This is a genomic window from Arenibacter sp. F26102 (genome assembly GCF_023015865.1).
Classification (GTDB): domain Bacteria; phylum Bacteroidota; class Bacteroidia; order Flavobacteriales; family Flavobacteriaceae; genus Arenibacter.
Map to the genome: position 1 here is coordinate 268,315 of NZ_JALKBC010000003.1, position 17,124 is coordinate 285,438.

Annotated in this window: 20 protein-coding genes; 17 read left to right on the plus strand and 3 right to left on the minus strand. The window is 37.7% G+C overall.

Features of this window, described 5'->3' with window-relative positions:
- Positions 1 to 60: 60 nt before the first annotated feature.
- Genes MWU78_RS05390 through arsB form a run of 4 tightly spaced genes read left to right on the plus strand, consistent with a single transcriptional unit; the run spans position 61 to position 2,622 of the window.
- A complete protein-coding gene (locus MWU78_RS05390; RefSeq protein WP_246995713.1) occupies positions 61 to 393 on the plus strand; it encodes a metalloregulator ArsR/SmtB family transcription factor in 333 nt (110 codons plus the stop codon).
- Between the two features lie 39 nt (positions 394 to 432).
- Complete coding sequence (locus tag MWU78_RS05395; RefSeq protein ID WP_246995715.1) at positions 433 to 906, plus strand: DUF6428 family protein; 474 nt, start codon at positions 433 to 435, stop codon at positions 904 to 906.
- A gap of 30 nt (positions 907 to 936) precedes the next feature.
- Complete coding sequence (locus MWU78_RS05400; RefSeq protein WP_246995717.1) at positions 937 to 1,569, plus strand: protein-tyrosine-phosphatase; 633 nt, start codon at positions 937 to 939, stop codon at positions 1,567 to 1,569.
- Between the two features lie 3 nt (positions 1,570 to 1,572).
- Positions 1,573 to 2,622, plus strand: coding sequence for an ACR3 family arsenite efflux transporter (arsB, locus tag MWU78_RS05405; protein ID WP_246995719.1), 1,050 nt, complete (start codon positions 1,573 to 1,575; stop codon positions 2,620 to 2,622).
- Positions 2,623 to 2,678: 56 nt separating this feature from the next.
- Here the strand turns inward: arsB and MWU78_RS05410 are convergent, their stop codons facing one another.
- Positions 2,679 to 2,918 (minus strand): hypothetical protein, encoded by a 240-nt coding sequence (locus tag MWU78_RS05410; RefSeq protein ID WP_246995720.1) that lies wholly within the window; start codon positions 2,916 to 2,918, stop codon positions 2,679 to 2,681.
- A gap of 311 nt (positions 2,919 to 3,229) precedes the next feature.
- Between MWU78_RS05410 and MWU78_RS05415 the strand changes: the two genes are divergently transcribed.
- The gene (locus MWU78_RS05415; RefSeq protein ID WP_246995722.1) at positions 3,230 to 3,991 is read left to right on the plus strand and encodes a class I SAM-dependent methyltransferase; all 762 of its coding nucleotides are present in this window, start codon (positions 3,230 to 3,232) and stop codon (positions 3,989 to 3,991) included.
- Between the two features lie 67 nt (positions 3,992 to 4,058).
- On the opposite strand, the gene MWU78_RS05420 is transcribed toward MWU78_RS05415, so the two are convergent.
- Positions 4,059 to 5,270 carry a multidrug effflux MFS transporter gene (locus MWU78_RS05420; RefSeq protein ID WP_246995724.1) on the minus strand — a complete coding sequence of 404 codons (1,212 nt, stop codon included), beginning with the start codon at positions 5,268 to 5,270 and terminating at the stop codon, positions 4,059 to 4,061.
- Between the two features lie 239 nt (positions 5,271 to 5,509).
- On the opposite strand from MWU78_RS05420, the gene MWU78_RS05425 reads away from it, so the two are divergent.
- Positions 5,510 to 6,118 (plus strand): hypothetical protein, encoded by a 609-nt coding sequence (locus tag MWU78_RS05425; RefSeq protein ID WP_246995726.1) that lies wholly within the window; start codon positions 5,510 to 5,512, stop codon positions 6,116 to 6,118.
- Positions 6,119 to 6,159: 41 nt separating this feature from the next.
- Here the strand turns inward: MWU78_RS05425 and MWU78_RS05430 are convergent, their stop codons facing one another.
- Complete coding sequence (locus MWU78_RS05430) at positions 6,160 to 7,404, minus strand: NAD(P)/FAD-dependent oxidoreductase (protein WP_246995728.1); 1,245 nt, start codon at positions 7,402 to 7,404, stop codon at positions 6,160 to 6,162.
- A 105-nt stretch (positions 7,405 to 7,509) separates the two neighbouring features.
- On the opposite strand from MWU78_RS05430, the gene MWU78_RS05435 reads away from it, so the two are divergent.
- The 11 genes from MWU78_RS05435 (at position 7,510) to MWU78_RS05485 (ending at position 17,123) form a co-directional block, all read left to right on the plus strand.
- A complete protein-coding gene (locus MWU78_RS05435; protein ID WP_246995730.1) occupies positions 7,510 to 9,066 on the plus strand; it encodes an aromatic amino acid ammonia-lyase in 1,557 nt (518 codons plus the stop codon).
- A gap of 130 nt (positions 9,067 to 9,196) precedes the next feature.
- Positions 9,197 to 10,333 (plus strand): WG repeat-containing protein, encoded by a 1,137-nt coding sequence (locus MWU78_RS05440; RefSeq protein WP_246995732.1) that lies wholly within the window; start codon positions 9,197 to 9,199, stop codon positions 10,331 to 10,333.
- An 18-nt stretch (positions 10,334 to 10,351) separates the two neighbouring features.
- A complete protein-coding gene (gene fabG, locus MWU78_RS05445; protein WP_246995734.1) occupies positions 10,352 to 11,095 on the plus strand; it encodes a 3-oxoacyl-ACP reductase FabG in 744 nt (247 codons plus the stop codon).
- A gap of 16 nt (positions 11,096 to 11,111) precedes the next feature.
- A complete protein-coding gene (locus tag MWU78_RS05450; protein ID WP_246995736.1) occupies positions 11,112 to 12,335 on the plus strand; it encodes a beta-ketoacyl-[acyl-carrier-protein] synthase family protein in 1,224 nt (407 codons plus the stop codon).
- 1 nt (position 12,336) lies between these two features.
- Complete coding sequence (locus MWU78_RS05455) at positions 12,337 to 12,579, plus strand: phosphopantetheine-binding protein (protein ID WP_103474022.1); 243 nt, start codon at positions 12,337 to 12,339, stop codon at positions 12,577 to 12,579.
- A gap of 58 nt (positions 12,580 to 12,637) precedes the next feature.
- On the plus strand, positions 12,638 to 13,528 hold the full coding sequence (locus MWU78_RS05460; RefSeq protein WP_246996012.1) for a lipid A biosynthesis acyltransferase: 891 nt from the start codon (positions 12,638 to 12,640) through the stop codon (positions 13,526 to 13,528).
- Between the two features lie 157 nt (positions 13,529 to 13,685).
- Positions 13,686 to 14,612: a dialkylrecorsinol condensing enzyme DarA gene (locus MWU78_RS05465; RefSeq protein ID WP_246995738.1), complete on the plus strand. Its 927-nt coding sequence runs from the start codon at positions 13,686 to 13,688 to the stop codon at positions 14,610 to 14,612.
- Positions 14,612 to 15,742, plus strand: a complete 1,131-nt coding sequence (locus tag MWU78_RS05470) for a beta-ketoacyl-ACP synthase III (RefSeq protein WP_246995740.1) — start codon at positions 14,612 to 14,614, stop codon at positions 15,740 to 15,742. The genes MWU78_RS05465 and MWU78_RS05470 overlap by 1 nt, the downstream gene beginning before the upstream one ends.
- Positions 15,743 to 16,180, plus strand: a complete 438-nt coding sequence (locus tag MWU78_RS05475) for a hypothetical protein (protein WP_246995742.1) — start codon at positions 15,743 to 15,745, stop codon at positions 16,178 to 16,180.
- Positions 16,181 to 16,636, plus strand: a complete 456-nt coding sequence (locus MWU78_RS05480) for an ABC transporter permease (protein ID WP_246995744.1) — start codon at positions 16,181 to 16,183, stop codon at positions 16,634 to 16,636. It begins immediately after the preceding gene.
- Between the two features lie 85 nt (positions 16,637 to 16,721).
- The gene (locus MWU78_RS05485; RefSeq protein ID WP_246995745.1) at positions 16,722 to 17,123 is read left to right on the plus strand and encodes a hypothetical protein; all 402 of its coding nucleotides are present in this window, start codon (positions 16,722 to 16,724) and stop codon (positions 17,121 to 17,123) included.
- The last annotated feature ends 1 nt before the right edge of the window (position 17,124 follow it).

Genomic DNA, 17,124 nt, shown 5'->3' on the forward strand with positions numbered 1-17,124 from the left:
AAAAAATATTGGTCATAATAAATATTAATCGTAATATTGCGATATACAAATGAAACAAAAATGGGTTTAGCCAAAACAGAAATTTTTTCGGACCAACAAAATGAAATTGCCAGTTTTGCAAAGGTGTTTGGACATCCGGCCCGGGTGGCCATCCTGCAGCATCTTTTTAAACTGAATACCTGTGTTTGTGGTGATCTGGTAAGTGAAATTGGATTGGCACAGCCGACCATATCACAGCACCTAAAAGAATTGAAACTCCTAGGACTCATTAAAGGTAGCGTGGAAGGCACCAGTGTATGTTATTGTATAAATACTGAAAAATGGTTGGAAATGAAGGAAATCTTAAACCAATTTCTTAATCAGGACATCTCCAAACAAGGGGATTGCTGCTAAAAAATTTAAATTCTATAATCGCAATAAACAAATAACAAAATGAAACTATCAGAAGTAAAAACAATTTTAGGAAAATTGGATACTATTGCATTCCAATTGCCGAACGGTAAACTAGTACCCAATCATTTTCACGTTACTGAAGTCGGTAAAATCACCAAGAACTTTATAGACTGTGGCGGAACAGTTCGTAAAGAGGAAGTTGTAAATTTTCAACTATGGGATTCCATTGACTATGACCATCGACTCCATCCTGAAAAATTGGTCCACATCATTGAACTATCCGAAAAAGTATTGGAAATTGGGGATTTGGAAATTGAAGTAGAATACCAAGGAGAGACCATTCAAAAATTTGGATTGGACTATGACGGTACCAACTTTCTTTTGGCCACCAAGCAAACAGATTGTTTGGCGAAGGATAACTGTGGGATTCCGTCTGAAAAACCGAGAATAAAATTATCCCAATTACAAGAGACTTCCGCAAATTGTTGCACTCCCAATTCCGGCTGCTGCTAAACCATTTAACCACACTATAAACATTATTCAATGATGCCCGTAAAAACGAAGGTCTTTGACCAAATAGATCGGACTATCTCTACACTTAGTATTGATAATATTACTGAGGAGCGTAAAGAAATTTTACAGCCCCTTGCAGAGTATATACAGTCCAAAACAGATACCCAAGAACCCATTAGAATTAATTTTATTTGCACCCACAATTCTAGAAGGAGTCACTTATCCCAAATCTGGGCACAAACAATGGCGTACTATTTTAACGTAAAGAATGTACAGTGCTATTCGGGTGGAACAGAATCTACCGCCTTATTTCCAATGGTGGCAGAAACCCTAAAAAATACTGGATTCCAAATAGAAACTATTTCGGATGGGAAAAATCCAATTTATAGCATCAAATATGCCGAAAACGAACCAGCAGTAATAGGTTTTTCAAAGAAATTGGATGATGACTTTAATCCCAAATCGGAATTCGCCGCAGTCATGACCTGTTCACAGGCAGATGGGGGTTGTCCGTTCATCGCTGGCGCCGAAAAGCGCATCCCTATAACCTTTGAGGATCCAAAAGCGTTTGACAATACCCCGCAGCAGGCTGAAAAGTATCAGGAAAGAAGCTTTCAAATTGCAACCGAATTAATGTTCATATTTGCCCAAATAAAATCATAACTAATGGCCTCGAATAAAAAATTAAGCTTTCTGGACAGCTATCTTACCTTATGGATTTTTTTGGCAATGGCATTGGGCGTAGGCATAGGCTATTTTGCACCCACTTTTCCCAAAATCATAGATAGTTTTAGTAGTGGAGCTACGAATATCCCCATTGCCATAGGACTTATCCTAATGATGTATCCGCCATTGGCGAAGGTAGACTACTCCCTTTTGCCCAAGGTTTTTAAAAACACCAAGATTTTATCCATTTCCTTGATCCTGAATTGGATCATTGGACCCATTTTGATGTTTGCACTGGCCATTACTTTTCTTAGGGATTACCCAGAATATATGGTGGGATTGATCCTGATTGGATTGGCACGTTGCATTGCCATGGTACTTGTTTGGAACGATCTGGCCGAAGGAAGTAGCGAATACGGTGCTGGATTGGTGGCCCTTAATAGTATATTTCAGGTATTTGCCTACAGTTTTTATGCCTGGATCTTTATAACCGTACTCCCTCCCTACTTCGGATTTGAAGGGGCAATTGTAGATATTTCGATTGCTACCGTAGCCGAAAGCGTAGCAATTTATTTAGGAATTCCGTTTGCATTGGGTTTTTTGAGCAGATTGATCCTGGTCAAAATGAAAGGCGAGGAATGGTACTCCAACAGATTTATTCCAGCTATATCCCCCATGACCTTGATCGCCCTATTGTTTACCATAGTGGTCATGTTTTCCTTAAAAGGCGAAATGATTGTTGAGATACCCATGGATGTTCTTATCATAGCGGTACCTTTACTCATCTATTTTACGCTAATGTTTATCATTGGATTTTTCTTCACCAAAGCCATGGGTGCAGATTACGATAAAACGGCTTCGGTAGCCTTCACGGCGGCAGGGAACAATTTTGAATTGGCTATAGCCGTAGCCATAGCCGTATTTGGATTAAATTCAGGACAGGCATTCGCTGGGGTCATTGGCCCCCTGGTGGAGGTCCCCGCATTAATTTTATTGGTCCGTGTGGCCTTTGGGTTGCGAAAAAGGTATTACCCCAAAGTTACAACCTAGGACATAGAAAATTTAGGGCTATTAAGAAGTTTGTATGCCGTAAAAAAAAATAGATCTTAAGCCAATTTAGCTTTGTTCAATTTAGTAGAGAAAGACAATTCTTTGGTTACCTTGGAATTTTTGAACATATACAAACGGGCAACAGCGTTTACATTTTTTACGGCTACTTCTTGTTTGACAGTAGCAGCAGCGATACTCATGGTAACAGTTTCAACTTTAACTTCAGCAGTACCGTTCTGAGCTTGTGCAGCCAATCCGATAAAAAGAACAAAGATTAAAGTTAAAATGGTTTTCATGACTTGCGTTTTGTTATATATATAACTTGGGCAAGTGTATTTTTCTAGGTTCTGATTCGACGAAAAACACTGTTTCTCGTTAAGAGGACAAAATCCGGATTAAGTGCAAAAAAATCCCGATGAACGTAACGGACCCTAAAATCACTTTAGCGATAAAATTTTGCATTTCATCGATGAGTGTAAGTATTTACTTACAATTTAAGTCCCTTCGATTTTAAGATTACGTGATCAAAAAGCCAGAAACCGTGGAATTACTTCGATTTAGTAATGAATGAATTCCAAAAATATTCCTTGCTTCTTACTTTTGTATTATGAAAAAAGCCTTGGACCGTTTTTCCCAACAATCAAAAAACTATAAAGATTATCGACCTACTTACCCAGAGGGGATGTTTAAGTATATATACTCCTTCTGCAATACCCGGAATACATGTTGGGACTGTGGTACCGGTAACGGTCAAGTGGCCGCTGTGCTATCCAATTCCTTCAAACAGGTTTTTGCCACCGATATAAGCCAGCAACAAATTAATAATGCCATTCTTAAACCAAACATTCATTATAGTGTTCAAAGAGCCGAAAAGACGATATTTCCAGATCACTATTTTGACTTGATCACAGTAGCCCAAGCTGTACATTGGTTTGACCTCCCCAGCTTTAATAAAGAAGTAAATAGAGTTTTAAAGCCTAATGGTATTATTGCTATTTGGGGCTATGGACTTCTAAAAATCAATCCAGAAATAGATGCCATTATAAATCACTTTTATCAACATATAATAGGGGCATATTGGGATAAGGAAAGGGATTACATAGATCAAAGCTACAGTTCCATTCCATTTAATTTTAATGAAGTGGTCATAGAAAAGACCTTTAAAATTGAAACCCAATGGACAATTGATCAGTTACAGGGGTATTTTAATTCCTGGTCCAGTGTACAAAATTATAAAGACAAGAATAAGGGCGACAGTCCCGTAGAACAACTAATAATGGATATAGCCCCCAAATGGAATACAGGACATCAACAAATAACTTTCCCCATCTTTATACGGATTGGCACTCCAATGAGTAATCAAATTTGAATATTGATTTTATATAATTGCCTTTTTAAGTAATCAATCCAACAATATTTAGTTTATTCAACCATAGTTACAAAGCAGAAGCCATAACCATCCTTCTTCTCATCAACATAAAAATGCCAAGTGAAATACATCCACAAACCGAGAACCCAACAAAAAGTGGAAGTGTTGTTCCATGAATGAAGCTCCCCACATATGTTGCTATGGGTATGGCGATCATTGTAGATACAAAACCTGTAATGGCAGCCCCTATGCCCGCTATGTGGCCAATAGGCTCCATCGCGATGGCTCTTAGGTTTCCAAATAAGAAGCCTATTGTAAAAAATTGCATGGCCAGAAAAGTAATCAACACTGCCAAACTCGGATTTTGGGCGTTCCAGAACAGGGCTATGTAAACAATTGAATTGGTACAAAACAATGTTAGAGCAATCCAAGCCAACCTTCTCATTCCCAATTTTACCACCAAGGTACCATTTAGCAAGGTGGACAATCCAACAGAAATAGCCAGTCCGGCAAAAACATAGGGGAAATTGTCGGCCAAGCCATACTGAACTTCAAATATTTCTTGGGCAGCGCTCAAATACACCATAAAGGCTCCAGTAATCAATCCAGACACTATGGTAAAAGCCATGGTCTCACGATGTCGGGTCAATTCCCTAAATCCATTTACGAACACCTGACTGGAAAATTTAATCTTATATTCCGGTTTTAAGGTTTCTGGTTGCCTTCTCCAAAACCAGACTCCTACCATTAAAGTAGCAACCAATTGCATGTAAAAAATGGCCTCCCAGCCGTAATGATCCAAGAAAAACTTTCCCAAAGCGGGGGCCACTATGGGCACCAAAATAAAAAATGCCGTAACGAAAGACATGATCTTTGCCATATAGTCCCCCTTATAGGAATCCCTTATCATGGATATACTGATTGTTCTAGGAGCAGAAAGCCCTATACCCTGAAGTATTCTCCCAAATATCATCCATTCCAAAGTAGGAGCAAGAACGCATATAAAGCTGGCCACACTAAATACCACAAAGCCAATATAGACTATAGGTTTCCTTCCAAAACTATCGGATAAAGGTCCAAAAACCAATTGACCCAAGCCCAATCCCAAAAAAATCATTGTTATAAACTTTTGATTTTCAGTAGGGTCCAAGCTGTGGATGTCTGCCCCAATTGTGGACATTGCCGGTAACAGGGCATCAATGGCCAAGGCTACAATCGACATTAACGACGCCATTATGGCGACAAATTCGAATTGTGGTCTTTGCTGATTTTTTTGCATTCGGCAAAATTAAACATATGGAATAAGATTAGCCCACTTATTACAGGAAATAACAAAACCATAACATATTATAAAATTCCGCAAAGTATTGATCCTTTGTTAATTATAAAAATAATGAACCCTGTATCATGAACCTGATTCTTTAATATATTAACTATTTAGGTAAAATTATTTCCAGGGTAGCTTCCCTAAAATATAATTCTTATACTTTTGAAGGTATAAACACTAATTATTTATTTATGAAAATCTATTTAGTCATTGCTCTAGTATTTTTGTCGACTTTATTTAGTTATGGCCAAAAGTTGAAAGTTAAACAGGGAGATTTTAATTTCATCAAGGGTCAGAAGGAAATAAACGTAGAATTTGTCTATGACAATATGAAACTTTTGAAAAAAAATCTCTCAAATGATGAATACGTAAAAGAGCATTCTTCGGAATTGGAAGAAAAAACACGGGGAAAAGGTACATCTTGGGAAAAAAGTTGGTACGCAAGTAGGGAGCTGATCTATGCCCCTAAATTTTTGGAATTAATGAATAGATATCTTTATGAGGACCACAATGTTTTCTTTAATGAGAATTTAGCGGACGCCCAATACACCCTTATTGTGGAAACGATATGGGTTTATCCAGGTTGGGATGCCGGTATAATGAAGCAACCTGCGAAGGTTAGCACCTTATTAAAGTTCGTTGAAACCAATAACAGAGATAATATACTATTGGAAGTTTCTAGTGAAAATGCCCCAGGAGACCAATGGGGAAGCTCATTTAGCAACGAAGACCGATTGGGCGAAGGATATGCCAAAACTGGAAAATCATTTGCCAAGTTAATTTTGAAAAAAGGATTCTAGGCCAACCCTAAAGGTGCCCTACAAAAAAGTGAATGACAGTGTCATTCACTTTTTTGCTTTTCAAGCTCAATAATATGTGCTACCGTTCTTATAAGTCTATTGTGCTTTGTTACAAAGGGATTGGTCTTATCCCAAACATAACCCGCCAAAACAGAACATATTTGTCTTTTTACCTCAGGATTTTCAGGTTGGTGGAAAAATAAGGTCTGCAGATTTCCACTATACCATTCCTTGACATAGGAAGAAAATACCCTTACCCCTTCTTTTATATATTCCGAATATTCCTTCTCCCAATTTACCGGTTGTTTATTAAGCTCCTTTGTTATCAGTTTTGCCCCCAACAAGGCCGATTCCGTAGCAAAAGTGACTCCTGACGAAAAAACAGGATCCAAAAATTCGGCACTATTTCCCGTTAAGACAAACCCTTTTCCATAAAGTTGTTTTACCGATTTGGAATAATTCTTTATCAAAACAGGCTCGAACAAAAATTCGACCCCTTTAAAACGTTCATAATAATAACTGGACAACTGCAATAATTGAGTCAATTTTTCTGTATTATTTCCTTCAAAGGATTCTAAAAATTCTGTAGGGCCTACATAACCAATACTTGTTCTTCCATTTGAAAATGGAATAACCCATAACCAAACTTCGGTCTCAACAACATCAAACGTAATCAAGGTACCTTCCCTACCCTCCGGGCGATTTACATCCACCACATGTGTAAAAACAGAAGAATGACTGGGCAGGGCAGAGGGTTTATCCAGGTCCAACAATCTAGGCAATACCCTGCCATATCCACTGGAGTCTATAATGTATTTGGCTTCAACTTGGTATGGTATCCCATTTTCATCCTTTATGGTAGTCGTGGAAATACCCTTTTCGTTAATGGTCACATCTACAACCTCTTGTCCAAAGGAGACCTCCACCCCTTTTTTAATGAGTTCGTCCACCAAGACCTTGTCAAAATCTGCTCGCGGCACCTGCCAAGTCCAATCCCAACCTTTGGTATGCTTCTTACTAAAGTCAAATTCACAGATTTTATCCCCTTTTATAAAACGGGCTCCAAACTTTTTTTCAAAACCAAAGGCATTCAAGCCTTCCAATAGACCCACTTCTTCAAAATGATCCATACATCTTGGCAAGAGACTTTCTCCTATTACAAATCTCGGGAAAACACTTTTTTCCACCACATGGACCTTAATTCCTTGACTGTGTAAATAAGCTGCTGATACACAACCGGACGGCCCTGCACCAATAACCAAGACTTCTACAAAACGGTGATTCATTATTTTTAAAATATTGATTGGTTAAATATCATACATTTGCATTCCAAAATAACTATTTTTATTAATTGTTATTCAATTTACTTTTTAAATATTGAATTTATATACATGTTGGATCTTAAAGGAAAGTTGGGAATAGAAGATTTCTATCAAATAATTTTTAAGGAAGAATCTATTCTAATTGATAAAGACGTTTTAGCAACCGTTGAAAACAGTTTTAATTTTTTAAGCCAATTCTCCCAAAACAAAATTATTTACGGTGTAAATACAGGTTTTGGACCAATGGCGCAGTACAAGATAAAAGATTCCGACCGGATTCAATTACAGTACAATCTAATAAGAAGTCACGCTTCCGGGTCAGGTAATTTAATCCCGACAAAATACGTTAAGGCTGCCATGTTGGCGAGATTAAACACCTTAAGCCTTGGACATTCAGGAGTACATATTTCGGTAATCGAATTAATGACCTCTCTCATCAATAAGAATATTACCCCTGTAATTTTTGAGCACGGCGGTGTTGGAGCCAGTGGGGATTTAGTCCAATTGGCTCATATTGCCCTAGTCCTTATTGGGGAGGGTGAAGTTTTTTACGAAGGGGAGAGAAGACCAACCGAAGAAGTTTTTAAAATAGAAAACCTAAAGCCGATTACCGTTACCTTAAGAGAGGGCTTGGCACTCATTAATGGTACATCAGTAATGACCGGAATTGGCTTGATCAACACAATAAATACCAGGAAATTATTGGATTGGATGATATGCTGTTCTTCTGCTATCAACGAAATTGTTGAGGCCTATGACGATCATTTATCTTTGGAGCTTAATCAATCCAAAAAACATAGAGGTCAACAGCAGATTGCCAAATCCATGAGAAATCATTTAAAGGATAGTACTCTTACCCGAAAAAGGGAGCACCATTTGTATAATGGCAACAATGAAGTGTCAATTTTTGAAGAGAAGGTGCAAGAATACTATTCCTTGAGATGCGTACCACAAATTTTAGGTCCAGTCCTTGACACTTTGAACAACGTGGAAAAAATTCTTATCGAAGAAGTTAATTCCGCAAACGACAATCCCATTGTTGATGTTGAAAAAGAACATGTTTATCACGGTGGAAATTTTCATGGGGATTACGTTTCCCTTGAAATGGACAAGCTAAAATTAATTGTGACCAAAATGAGCATGCTCGCTGAAAGACAATTAAATTACCTATTAAATCCTAATCTAAATAATATACTTCCCCCTTTTGTTAACCTCGGTAAACTTGGTTTAAATTTTGGAATGCAGGGTGTACAGTTTACAGCTACCTCTACCACTGCCGAAAACCAAATGTTGTCCAACCCCATGTACGTACATAGTATCCCGAACAACAATGACAATCAGGATATTGTAAGTATGGGTACCAATGCTGCCAACATTACCAAAAAAGTCATAGAAAATACTTTTGAAGTCATTGCCATAGAGACCATAACCATTGTACAGGCAATAGAGTATCTTAAAGTACAGGACAAAGTATCATCAAGAACAAGAAAAATGTATGATGATATAAGAAATTTAGTTCCCATCATCTCCGACAAGGACGTTCCCATGTACCCTTATGTAAATAGTGTTAAAAGCTTTATTCAGAATGTTGAAGTAGAAGCTTACGCTTGTAAGCAACTCAATTAATATTTTGAGGTAGAGAAGTAATATATGTAAAATAATACCTAATTTAATAGTGGTATAGGATTATATACATACACCAAATCCTAGCTTCTCAATTATTGATTTTGATCGTATAATTTTAAAAAAATCTCAGATGAAAACAAAAATTACTTTTTCAGTTGCACTTTTTTTAATGTTCGGCAATTTTTATGCTCAGGAATACGCCCTAGTAAGGGAAAATGGTCTGTTTGGCTATATTAACACCTCCGGTGAATATGCGATTAAGCCACAATTCAAGAAAGCGGACAACTTCACTAACGAGCGCGCGGCAGCATCAATGGGCGACAAATGGGGATACATAAACACAGCTGGAGAATGGGCAATTCAACCCGAATTTGACCATGTAAAGGAATTTAATTCCGGGCTGGCTTTGGTAAACAATGGCGATCAATGGAACTATATCAATGTTTCGGGAGAGGTATTGGAAACGCCTGTTTCGGAAAAATATTACGATTTTGACAATGGGGTAGCCTTTTTTAAAAGAGGCGATAAAATAGGGCTTTTGGGCACCGACGGAAAATTGATCGCGGAACCTGATTTTGATGAAATAAAACCCTTTTTTGATGGATATGCCAAGGCCAGAAAAGGTGAACTTTGGGGAATGATCAACCAAAAGGGCGAAATTTACATCCCAATTGAGAACCAAGAAATTGGTGATTATAACAGTAAAGGAGTCTGGGTAAAAAAGCAGGAATCTTTTGGTATTGTTTCCAATGGCAACTTTAAACCGGTCAAAAATGCCGATAAGATTTGGGAATTCACGGACAAATCCAATTTAACATACGCCAGGAGCAATAAACTAATGGGATTTATCAACAATCAGGGAGAGTGGGTCATTGTTCCCACTTATGAAAAGGCAAGGGATTTTAGCCAAGGATTGGCACCTGTATTTATGGATAAAAAATGGGGGTACATCAACGAAAAAGGAGAAAATGTGATAGATTTCAGTTTTAAGGATGCCGAAGTTTTCTCCGCTAATGGTCTAGCGCCTGCCAAGGATAAGAAGTGGGGCTTTATAGATAAGAGTGGAAAATGGGTAATACAGCCCGAATACGATATCACGGCCGGATTATCATTTTCTATATTTAAAAAGAATTTGGAAAAAGGGTTCATCAACGGACTCGCCCGGGTAAAGTACAACAAGGAATGGGGATTTTTGAATGCTGATGGAGAAGTTTTGGGCAATAAATGGTACGAGAATGCGGAGATATTCGATGACGTAAAGAATTAAATCATACTAATTAGATAAATGAGCGAAAAAAAGAAGTTTGCACTGGTAACCGGAGGATCAAGAGGAATTGGAAGAGCCATATGCCTGCAGCTCGCAAGAGATACCGAGTATAAGATTCTTATCAATTATCAATCCAATGAATCCGCAGCACAGGAAACCTTAAATGAAATAGAAAAAATTGGTGGGAGCGCGGAACTAATTCAATTTAATGTTGGCGAAGCGCAAGAAGTACAGCATAAATTGGATAATTGGCATGAGGACAACAAGGAAGCTATCATAGAAGTATTGATAAACAATGCCGGAATTACCAAAGACGGTATGTTCATGTGGATGAAACCTGAAGATTGGAACAGTGTAATTAACACAAGTCTAAATGGTTTTTTTAATGTTACCAATCATCTAATCCAAAAACTATTGGTGCATAAATACGGGAGAATCATTAATATGGTTTCCGTATCAGGCCTAAAAGGGACACCAGGGCAAACCAATTATTCCGCTGCAAAAGGTGGAATAATAGCGGCCACAAAGGCCTTGGCCCAGGAAATAGCCAAAAGGAACATCACAGTCAACGCCGTGGCACCAGGTTTTATAAGAACGGATATGACGGGTGAATTAAATGAAAAGGAACTTAAGAAAATGATTCCTCTGAACCGCTTCGGGGAGGCAGAGGAAGTGGCCCATTTAGTTTCCTTTTTGGCATCCAAAAAGGCATCGTATATTACGGGCGAGGTAATAAATATTAACGGAGGAATTTATTCTTAAAACAGCAGAAGGAAAGATGAGCAGGGTGGTTATTACAGGTATGGGAATATATTCTTGTTTGGGCAAAAACTTGGACGAAGTCAAAAAATCTCTTTACAACGGAACTTCAGGAATTGTTTTCGATGAAAAGAGGAAGGAATTTGGATATCGTTCCTGTTTAACGGGAATGGTGGAAGAACCAGACCTTAAGGAGTTATTATCTAGAAGACAAAGGTTAAGTTTGGGAGAAGAAGGAGCCTATGCATATGTTGCTACATTGGAGGCTCTAAAAAATGCAGGATTAACTCAGGAATATATAGACCAAAATGAAGTAGGTGTACTATACGGAAACGATAGTACGGCCAAATCCGTGATAGAGTCCATAGATAAATTAAGAGAAAAAAAAGATACAACTTTGGTTGGTTCCGGCGCTATTTTTAAGGCCATGAACTCGTCAGTAACCATGAACCTTTCCACCATCTTCAAATTAAGAGGTATCAATTTTACCGTTAGCGCAGCTTGTGCAAGCGGATCGCACGCAATAGGTATAGCCTACCAATTGATTAAAAGTGGACTTCAAGATTGTATTATATGTGGCGGTACCCAAGAAATCAATGAATTGGCAATGGGTAGTTTTGATGGCCTAGGCGTATTTTCTGTTAACGATATTAAACCAGAGACCGCTTCACGCCCATTTGACAAAAGTAGGGACGGCCTTGTCCCAAGTGGTGGTGCGGCATCACTTATTGTTGAAAGCTATGAATCCGCCATAAAAAGAAATGCTCCCATTTTAGGTGAAATTATAGGGTACGGGTTTTCGTCAAATGGAGACCATATCTCTACCCCCAATGTAGATGGCCCAACAATAGCCATGAAAAAAGCCATAGACCAAGCGCATATTAAACCCAGTGAAATAGATTATGTAAATGCCCATGCAACCTCCACGCCAGTGGGGGATTCCAATGAAGCTAAGGCCATATTTGCCGTTTTTGGAAAAGATGGTCCCTGTGTTAGTTCTACAAAATCCATGACAGGACACGAATGTTGGATGGCAGGTGCCAGCGAGATCGTCTACTCCATGCTAATGATGGAGCATTCGTTTGTGGCTCCCAATATAAATCTTGTAAACCCTGACGAGGATGCCGCCAAATTAAATCTGGTAAGAAAAACACTGGATAAAAAAATTGATGTATTTTTGTCGAATTCTTTTGGATTTGGAGGTACAAATTCAGCATTGCTAATAAAAAAAGTGAAAGATTAAAATGAATAAAGAAGTAATTATTGATAAAATAAACAACTTTCTTATAGATGAATTTGAAGTTGATGCAGATGATATTTCCCCAATGGCCAATTTAAAGAAAACACTTGAATTGGACAGCTTGGATTTTGTTGATTTAGTAGTGGCCATCGAATCTAACTTTAGTGTAAAATTGATGGGAGAAGATTTCATAAATGTAATAACATTACAAGATTTTTACGACCTTATTGAGCAAAAATTAAACTAAAATTTTTTAGTCGCAAAACTGGCATATTCCTTTAAAACCTTGCGTATTGGATAAGCAAATATCAAATCAATGGAAAGGAAAGTCCAGAGGTTCTGTTTTAGGATATAAAATTTTTGTTTTTTGTATTAAAAGGCTGGGATTGAGATCTGCCTATTTTATACTGTATTTTGTTGCTTTCTATTTTTGCTTTTTCGCGGCCTCAAGCACTAGGGCGAGTTATTATTACTTCAATAAAAGACTTAAATACAATACTCTAAAAAGTATTTTAGCCATATATAAAAGCTACTATGTATTTGGGCAGACCATATTGGACAAAGTGGCTATTTCGTCGGGACTTAGAAATAAATTTACCTATCATTTTGATGGAATAGAACATTTAAACCAAACTTTGGCAAATAAACAGGGTGGGATATTGATCAGTGCCCATTTGGGAAACTTTGAAATAGCTGAATTTTTTCTGGACGAATTGGAAGGGAATGCCACTATTAATTTGTTGACCACAGATGTGGAGCACAGAGCTATAAAGGAATACCTTGATCAGTATATTAAAAAATCCAAAACAAAATTCATTATCCTTAAGGAAGATCTTTCCCATATCTTTGAAATGAATGCCGCCTTGGCTAAAAATGAAATTATTTGCATGACCGGGGATAGATATGCTGCATCGGCCAAGTTAATGACGGCACCTATTTTAGGCAAAAAGGCTCAATTTCCATCTGGTCCTTTTTTATTGGGATCTAGATTAAATGTGCCGGTCCTTTTTGTTTATGTAATGAAGGAGACCAATAAGCACTATCATCTTTACGCCAGAAAGGCAGATTTTAAGAAAAGGGATGCCGAAGGATTATTAGCTAATTATATTAAAAGCATGGAATGGATAATAGAACAATATCCATTACAGTGGTTTAACTATTTTGATTTTTGGGATTCGAAAAACCATGGTAGGTGACCATAAATGTTAAACCTTGTTTTTAGATATAAATTAGGCTCGGGCCCAAAGAATTAAAAAACAAAATTTAGATTATATTCAAAGCCCTAGAACAAGTCTTTTTCCTATTGGTCAAATGACAATCTTGGCGGCATTAACAAAGAGTAATAGATTACCCATGAAAGAAGTTCTTATAATTTATTATTCCCAATCCGGGCAGTTATTGGACATTGTTCAAAATATAGCCTCTTCCCTAGACAGTGAAAAGATAAATATCACCTATTACAGGATACAACCTGAAAGCGATTATGAATTTCCGTGGAAACAGGAGGAGTTCTATGATGCGTTTCCAGAATCCTTTTTGCAGATACCCTGTAAACTACATCCCCCAAAGGCTGATATTCTTGAAAAAAAATATGACCTAGTAATACTCGGCTACCAAGTATGGTATTTAACTCCGTCCATACCAATAAACTCCTTTCTTAAATCCGATTTTGCAAAAAAAATCCTTCACAAAACACCTGTGGTTACGGTAATAGCATGCAGAAATATGTGGTTAATGGCACAGGAAAAAATGAAACGCCTACTAATTTCCTGTAACGCGCAACTGGTGGGCAATATAGCTTTAGTGGATCGACATATAAATCATATCAGCGTAATAACCATAGTGCATTGGATGTTAGGAGGAAAAAAAACCAAGTATTTGGGCATTTTTCCAAAACCAGGGGTGTCCGACGAGGATATTAATACCTCAGAAAAATTTGGAATTCCAATCAACAAATCATTATTAATTAATGACTATTCCAACTTACAGAACGATTTATTAAAATTGGATGCAGTTAAGGTAAAGCCCTTGTTGATCCAGACCGATATACGGGGAAATGTATTATTTACCAAATGGGCCAACCTCATAATTAAGAAAGGACCTTCAGCTAATCCGAAACGGAAAAAATTGCTGGTATTGTTCAAATATTATTTGTTATTTGCAATCTGGGCTATAGCTCCAATAGTTTTTATTGTATTTTTGGCGACTTACATTCCCCGGTACAGTAAAATTAAAAGGGACAAAGCATACTATTCATCCGTGAGTTTAAAGAACAATTAATGAAAGACGTTTATATTACCCGAATAGCCAAGTTCTTACCAAATAATCCAGTTGACAATGAGCAAATGGAGGAAAAATTGGGCATTATTAATGGTAAGAACTCTAAAGCTAGACGCATCGTCTTACGCAACAATCAAATTAAGACCAGATATTACGCCATAGACGATAAAGGAAACATTACCCACAATAATGCCCAATTAACCCAGGAGGCCATTGAGCTTTTATGTGATGACACTTTTACCACCAAGGACATTGAACTTCTTTCCTGTGGCACGAGTAGTCCTGACCAAATATTACCCTCCCACGCCTCTATGGTGCACGGCTTTTTAAAAAATGTGAATTTAGAGGTAAATTCCCCCTCAGGGGCCTGTTGTTCGGGAATGAATGCCTTAAAATATGGCTTCTTGGCCATCAAGGCCGGACAAGTATCCAATGCAGTATGCACCGGATCGGAAAGAACCTCAACCTGGATGAAATCCGAAATTTTTGAAAATGAGGTGGAACACTTGAAAGGGCTGGAGGACAACCCCATATTGGCTTTTAACAAGGAGTTTTTGCGATGGATGCTTTCCGATGGGTCTGGAGCTGTATTGCTGGAAAGCGAACCAAAGGGCGCGGCACTTAAAATAGAATGGATGGAAGGATATTCCTATGCACATGAAATGGAAACATGTATGTATGCCGGTGCCGATAAATTGGAAAATGGCCATTTAAAACCTTGGAGCGAATATCCTGCTTCAGAATGGGCGAAAACATCCCTTTTCGCCATGAAACAGGACGTTAAATTATTAGGTGAAAACATATTGGGAAAAGGTGTAGACAGTCTAAAAATTGCCATGGAAAAACACAGTATTTCTACGGCCGATTTTGACTATTATTTACCACATATCTCTTCTTATTATTTTAAGGAAAATTTATACGAGGAATTAAAACGACAAGGCGTAGAAGTTCCTTGGGAGAAATGGTTTATGAATTTGAGCAAGGTAGGCAATGTTGGTGCAGCCTCAATTTTTGTAATGCTTGAGGAATTGGTAGGTTCCGGAAAACTAAAAAAAGGCGATAAAATATTATTGCACGTACCGGAAAGTGCTAGGTTTTCCTATGCATATGCATACCTAACGGTCTGTTAAATGAATTTATTAAAACGAACAATAAACGATAAAGGGTTAATTGAAAATCTAATTCCCCAAAAGGCTCCCTTTATTATGGTAGATAAGCTATTACACTTTTCCGAGGAGAAAGTGATTACTGGCTTTACGCCAACCAGCACAAATTTATTTGTGGACAACAATAAATTTATGGCTGCCGGACTTATTGAACACATGGCACAGTCTGTTGCCCTTCATACGGGATACCAATATTTTCTAAAAAATGAGCAGGCCCCAACGGGCTATATAGGAGCCATTAAATTGGCTGAAATACTGGAATTGCCTAACCGGGACCAGGAACTTATTACAACAGTCACAATTCTACATGAAATTATGGGTGTTACCCTGGTACGGATCCAAGTAACCTGCAATGACAAAATTATAGCGAACAGTGAAATGAAAACCGTATTGGCAAACTAATTGAATACAACACCTTCACATATAGATATACATAAGTTTTTGCCCCATAGAGCACCAATGCTCTTGGTCACCAAAATAATTAACCTTGATAAGGAAACGGTGACTACCGAATTTAAAGTAACTGAAGATTGTATTTTTGTAAAAAACAATAGGTTTACAGAATCGGGAATTATTGAAAATGCGGCCCAATCATGTTCGGCCATAGTTGGCCAAGATTTTTTTGCCGCAGATGATCTTGAAGGTGAAGGCAATAGTGTTATTGGTTTTATCAGCGGTATAAAGAAGGCAAACATTCTTTTATTGCCCAAGATGGGAGACACCCTAACAACTGAAGCTAAACTCGTATCCAATTACAGTTCGGGAAATTTTAGCATATGCACCATGGATTGTAAAATTTATACAGGCGAAGTATTGGTGGCAGATTGTATATTAAATTTTCTAATACAGGAAGTTTAAGTTGATATAGCGATCGAATAGTAAATTGTAAGAATTACTTTATAAGCCCGATATTTGAGGCCTATAATTTATAAAGACCTAGGGGATGAAAAAAAATGAGGTACCACAGGACAAAAGCAATCTAGAGTCGGCCAATTTCAAGGAACTGTGTTACGCCATTGATGAAAATGGGGAATACACTACCGAATTAAGTTCCGGGTGGGACCCAAAGACCATTGCGCTGAACAATGCTGTCGAAGTTATAAATGAGCGCATTTCCGATTCAAAACAACGGGTAAAAGATCATAAAGTAAGCCCCTTGGAATACTATATGGAACTCCACAAAATGGATCTCCCAATCCTAGCTAGTTATGTTGGGATCTGGAAGTGGAGGGTTAAAAGACATTTTCGACCTGCCATATTTAAAAAGCTAAATAATAAGACATTACAAAAATATGCCGATGTCTTCGATATTACTATCGAAGAGCTACAACGTACCGACCTCTAAA

Bases quoted from the DNA above. Each gene is read 5' to 3' on its own strand.
- MWU78_RS05420 (WP_246995724.1), bottom strand. From the start codon at position 5,270: ATGCAAAAAAATCAGCAAAGACCACAATTCGAATTTGTCGCCATAATG.
- MWU78_RS05390 (WP_246995713.1), top strand. From the start codon at position 61: ATGGGTTTAGCCAAAACAGAAATTTTTTCGGACCAACAAAATGAAATT.
- MWU78_RS05435 (WP_246995730.1), top strand. From the start codon at position 7,510: ATGTTGGATCTTAAAGGAAAGTTGGGAATAGAAGATTTCTATCAAATA.
- MWU78_RS05440 (WP_246995732.1), top strand. From the start codon at position 9,197: ATGAAAACAAAAATTACTTTTTCAGTTGCACTTTTTTTAATGTTCGGC.
- MWU78_RS05450 (WP_246995736.1), top strand. From the start codon at position 11,112: ATGAGCAGGGTGGTTATTACAGGTATGGGAATATATTCTTGTTTGGGC.
- MWU78_RS05470 (WP_246995740.1), top strand. From the start codon at position 14,612: ATGAAAGACGTTTATATTACCCGAATAGCCAAGTTCTTACCAAATAAT.
- MWU78_RS05475 (WP_246995742.1), top strand. From the start codon at position 15,743: ATGAATTTATTAAAACGAACAATAAACGATAAAGGGTTAATTGAAAAT.
- MWU78_RS05410 (WP_246995720.1), bottom strand. From the start codon at position 2,918: ATGAAAACCATTTTAACTTTAATCTTTGTTCTTTTTATCGGATTGGCT.
- MWU78_RS05455 (WP_103474022.1), top strand. From the start codon at position 12,337: ATGAATAAAGAAGTAATTATTGATAAAATAAACAACTTTCTTATAGAT.
- MWU78_RS05415 (WP_246995722.1), top strand. From the start codon at position 3,230: ATGAAAAAAGCCTTGGACCGTTTTTCCCAACAATCAAAAAACTATAAA.
- MWU78_RS05465 (WP_246995738.1), top strand. From the start codon at position 13,686: ATGAAAGAAGTTCTTATAATTTATTATTCCCAATCCGGGCAGTTATTG.
- fabG (WP_246995734.1), top strand. From the start codon at position 10,352: ATGAGCGAAAAAAAGAAGTTTGCACTGGTAACCGGAGGATCAAGAGGA.
- arsB (WP_246995719.1), top strand. From the start codon at position 1,573: ATGGCCTCGAATAAAAAATTAAGCTTTCTGGACAGCTATCTTACCTTA.
- MWU78_RS05395 (WP_246995715.1), top strand. From the start codon at position 433: ATGAAACTATCAGAAGTAAAAACAATTTTAGGAAAATTGGATACTATT.
- MWU78_RS05400 (WP_246995717.1), top strand. From the start codon at position 937: ATGATGCCCGTAAAAACGAAGGTCTTTGACCAAATAGATCGGACTATC.
- MWU78_RS05425 (WP_246995726.1), top strand. From the start codon at position 5,510: ATGAAAATCTATTTAGTCATTGCTCTAGTATTTTTGTCGACTTTATTT.
- MWU78_RS05430 (WP_246995728.1), bottom strand. From the start codon at position 7,404: ATGAATCACCGTTTTGTAGAAGTCTTGGTTATTGGTGCAGGGCCGTCC.
- MWU78_RS05485 (WP_246995745.1), top strand. From the start codon at position 16,722: ATGAAAAAAAATGAGGTACCACAGGACAAAAGCAATCTAGAGTCGGCC.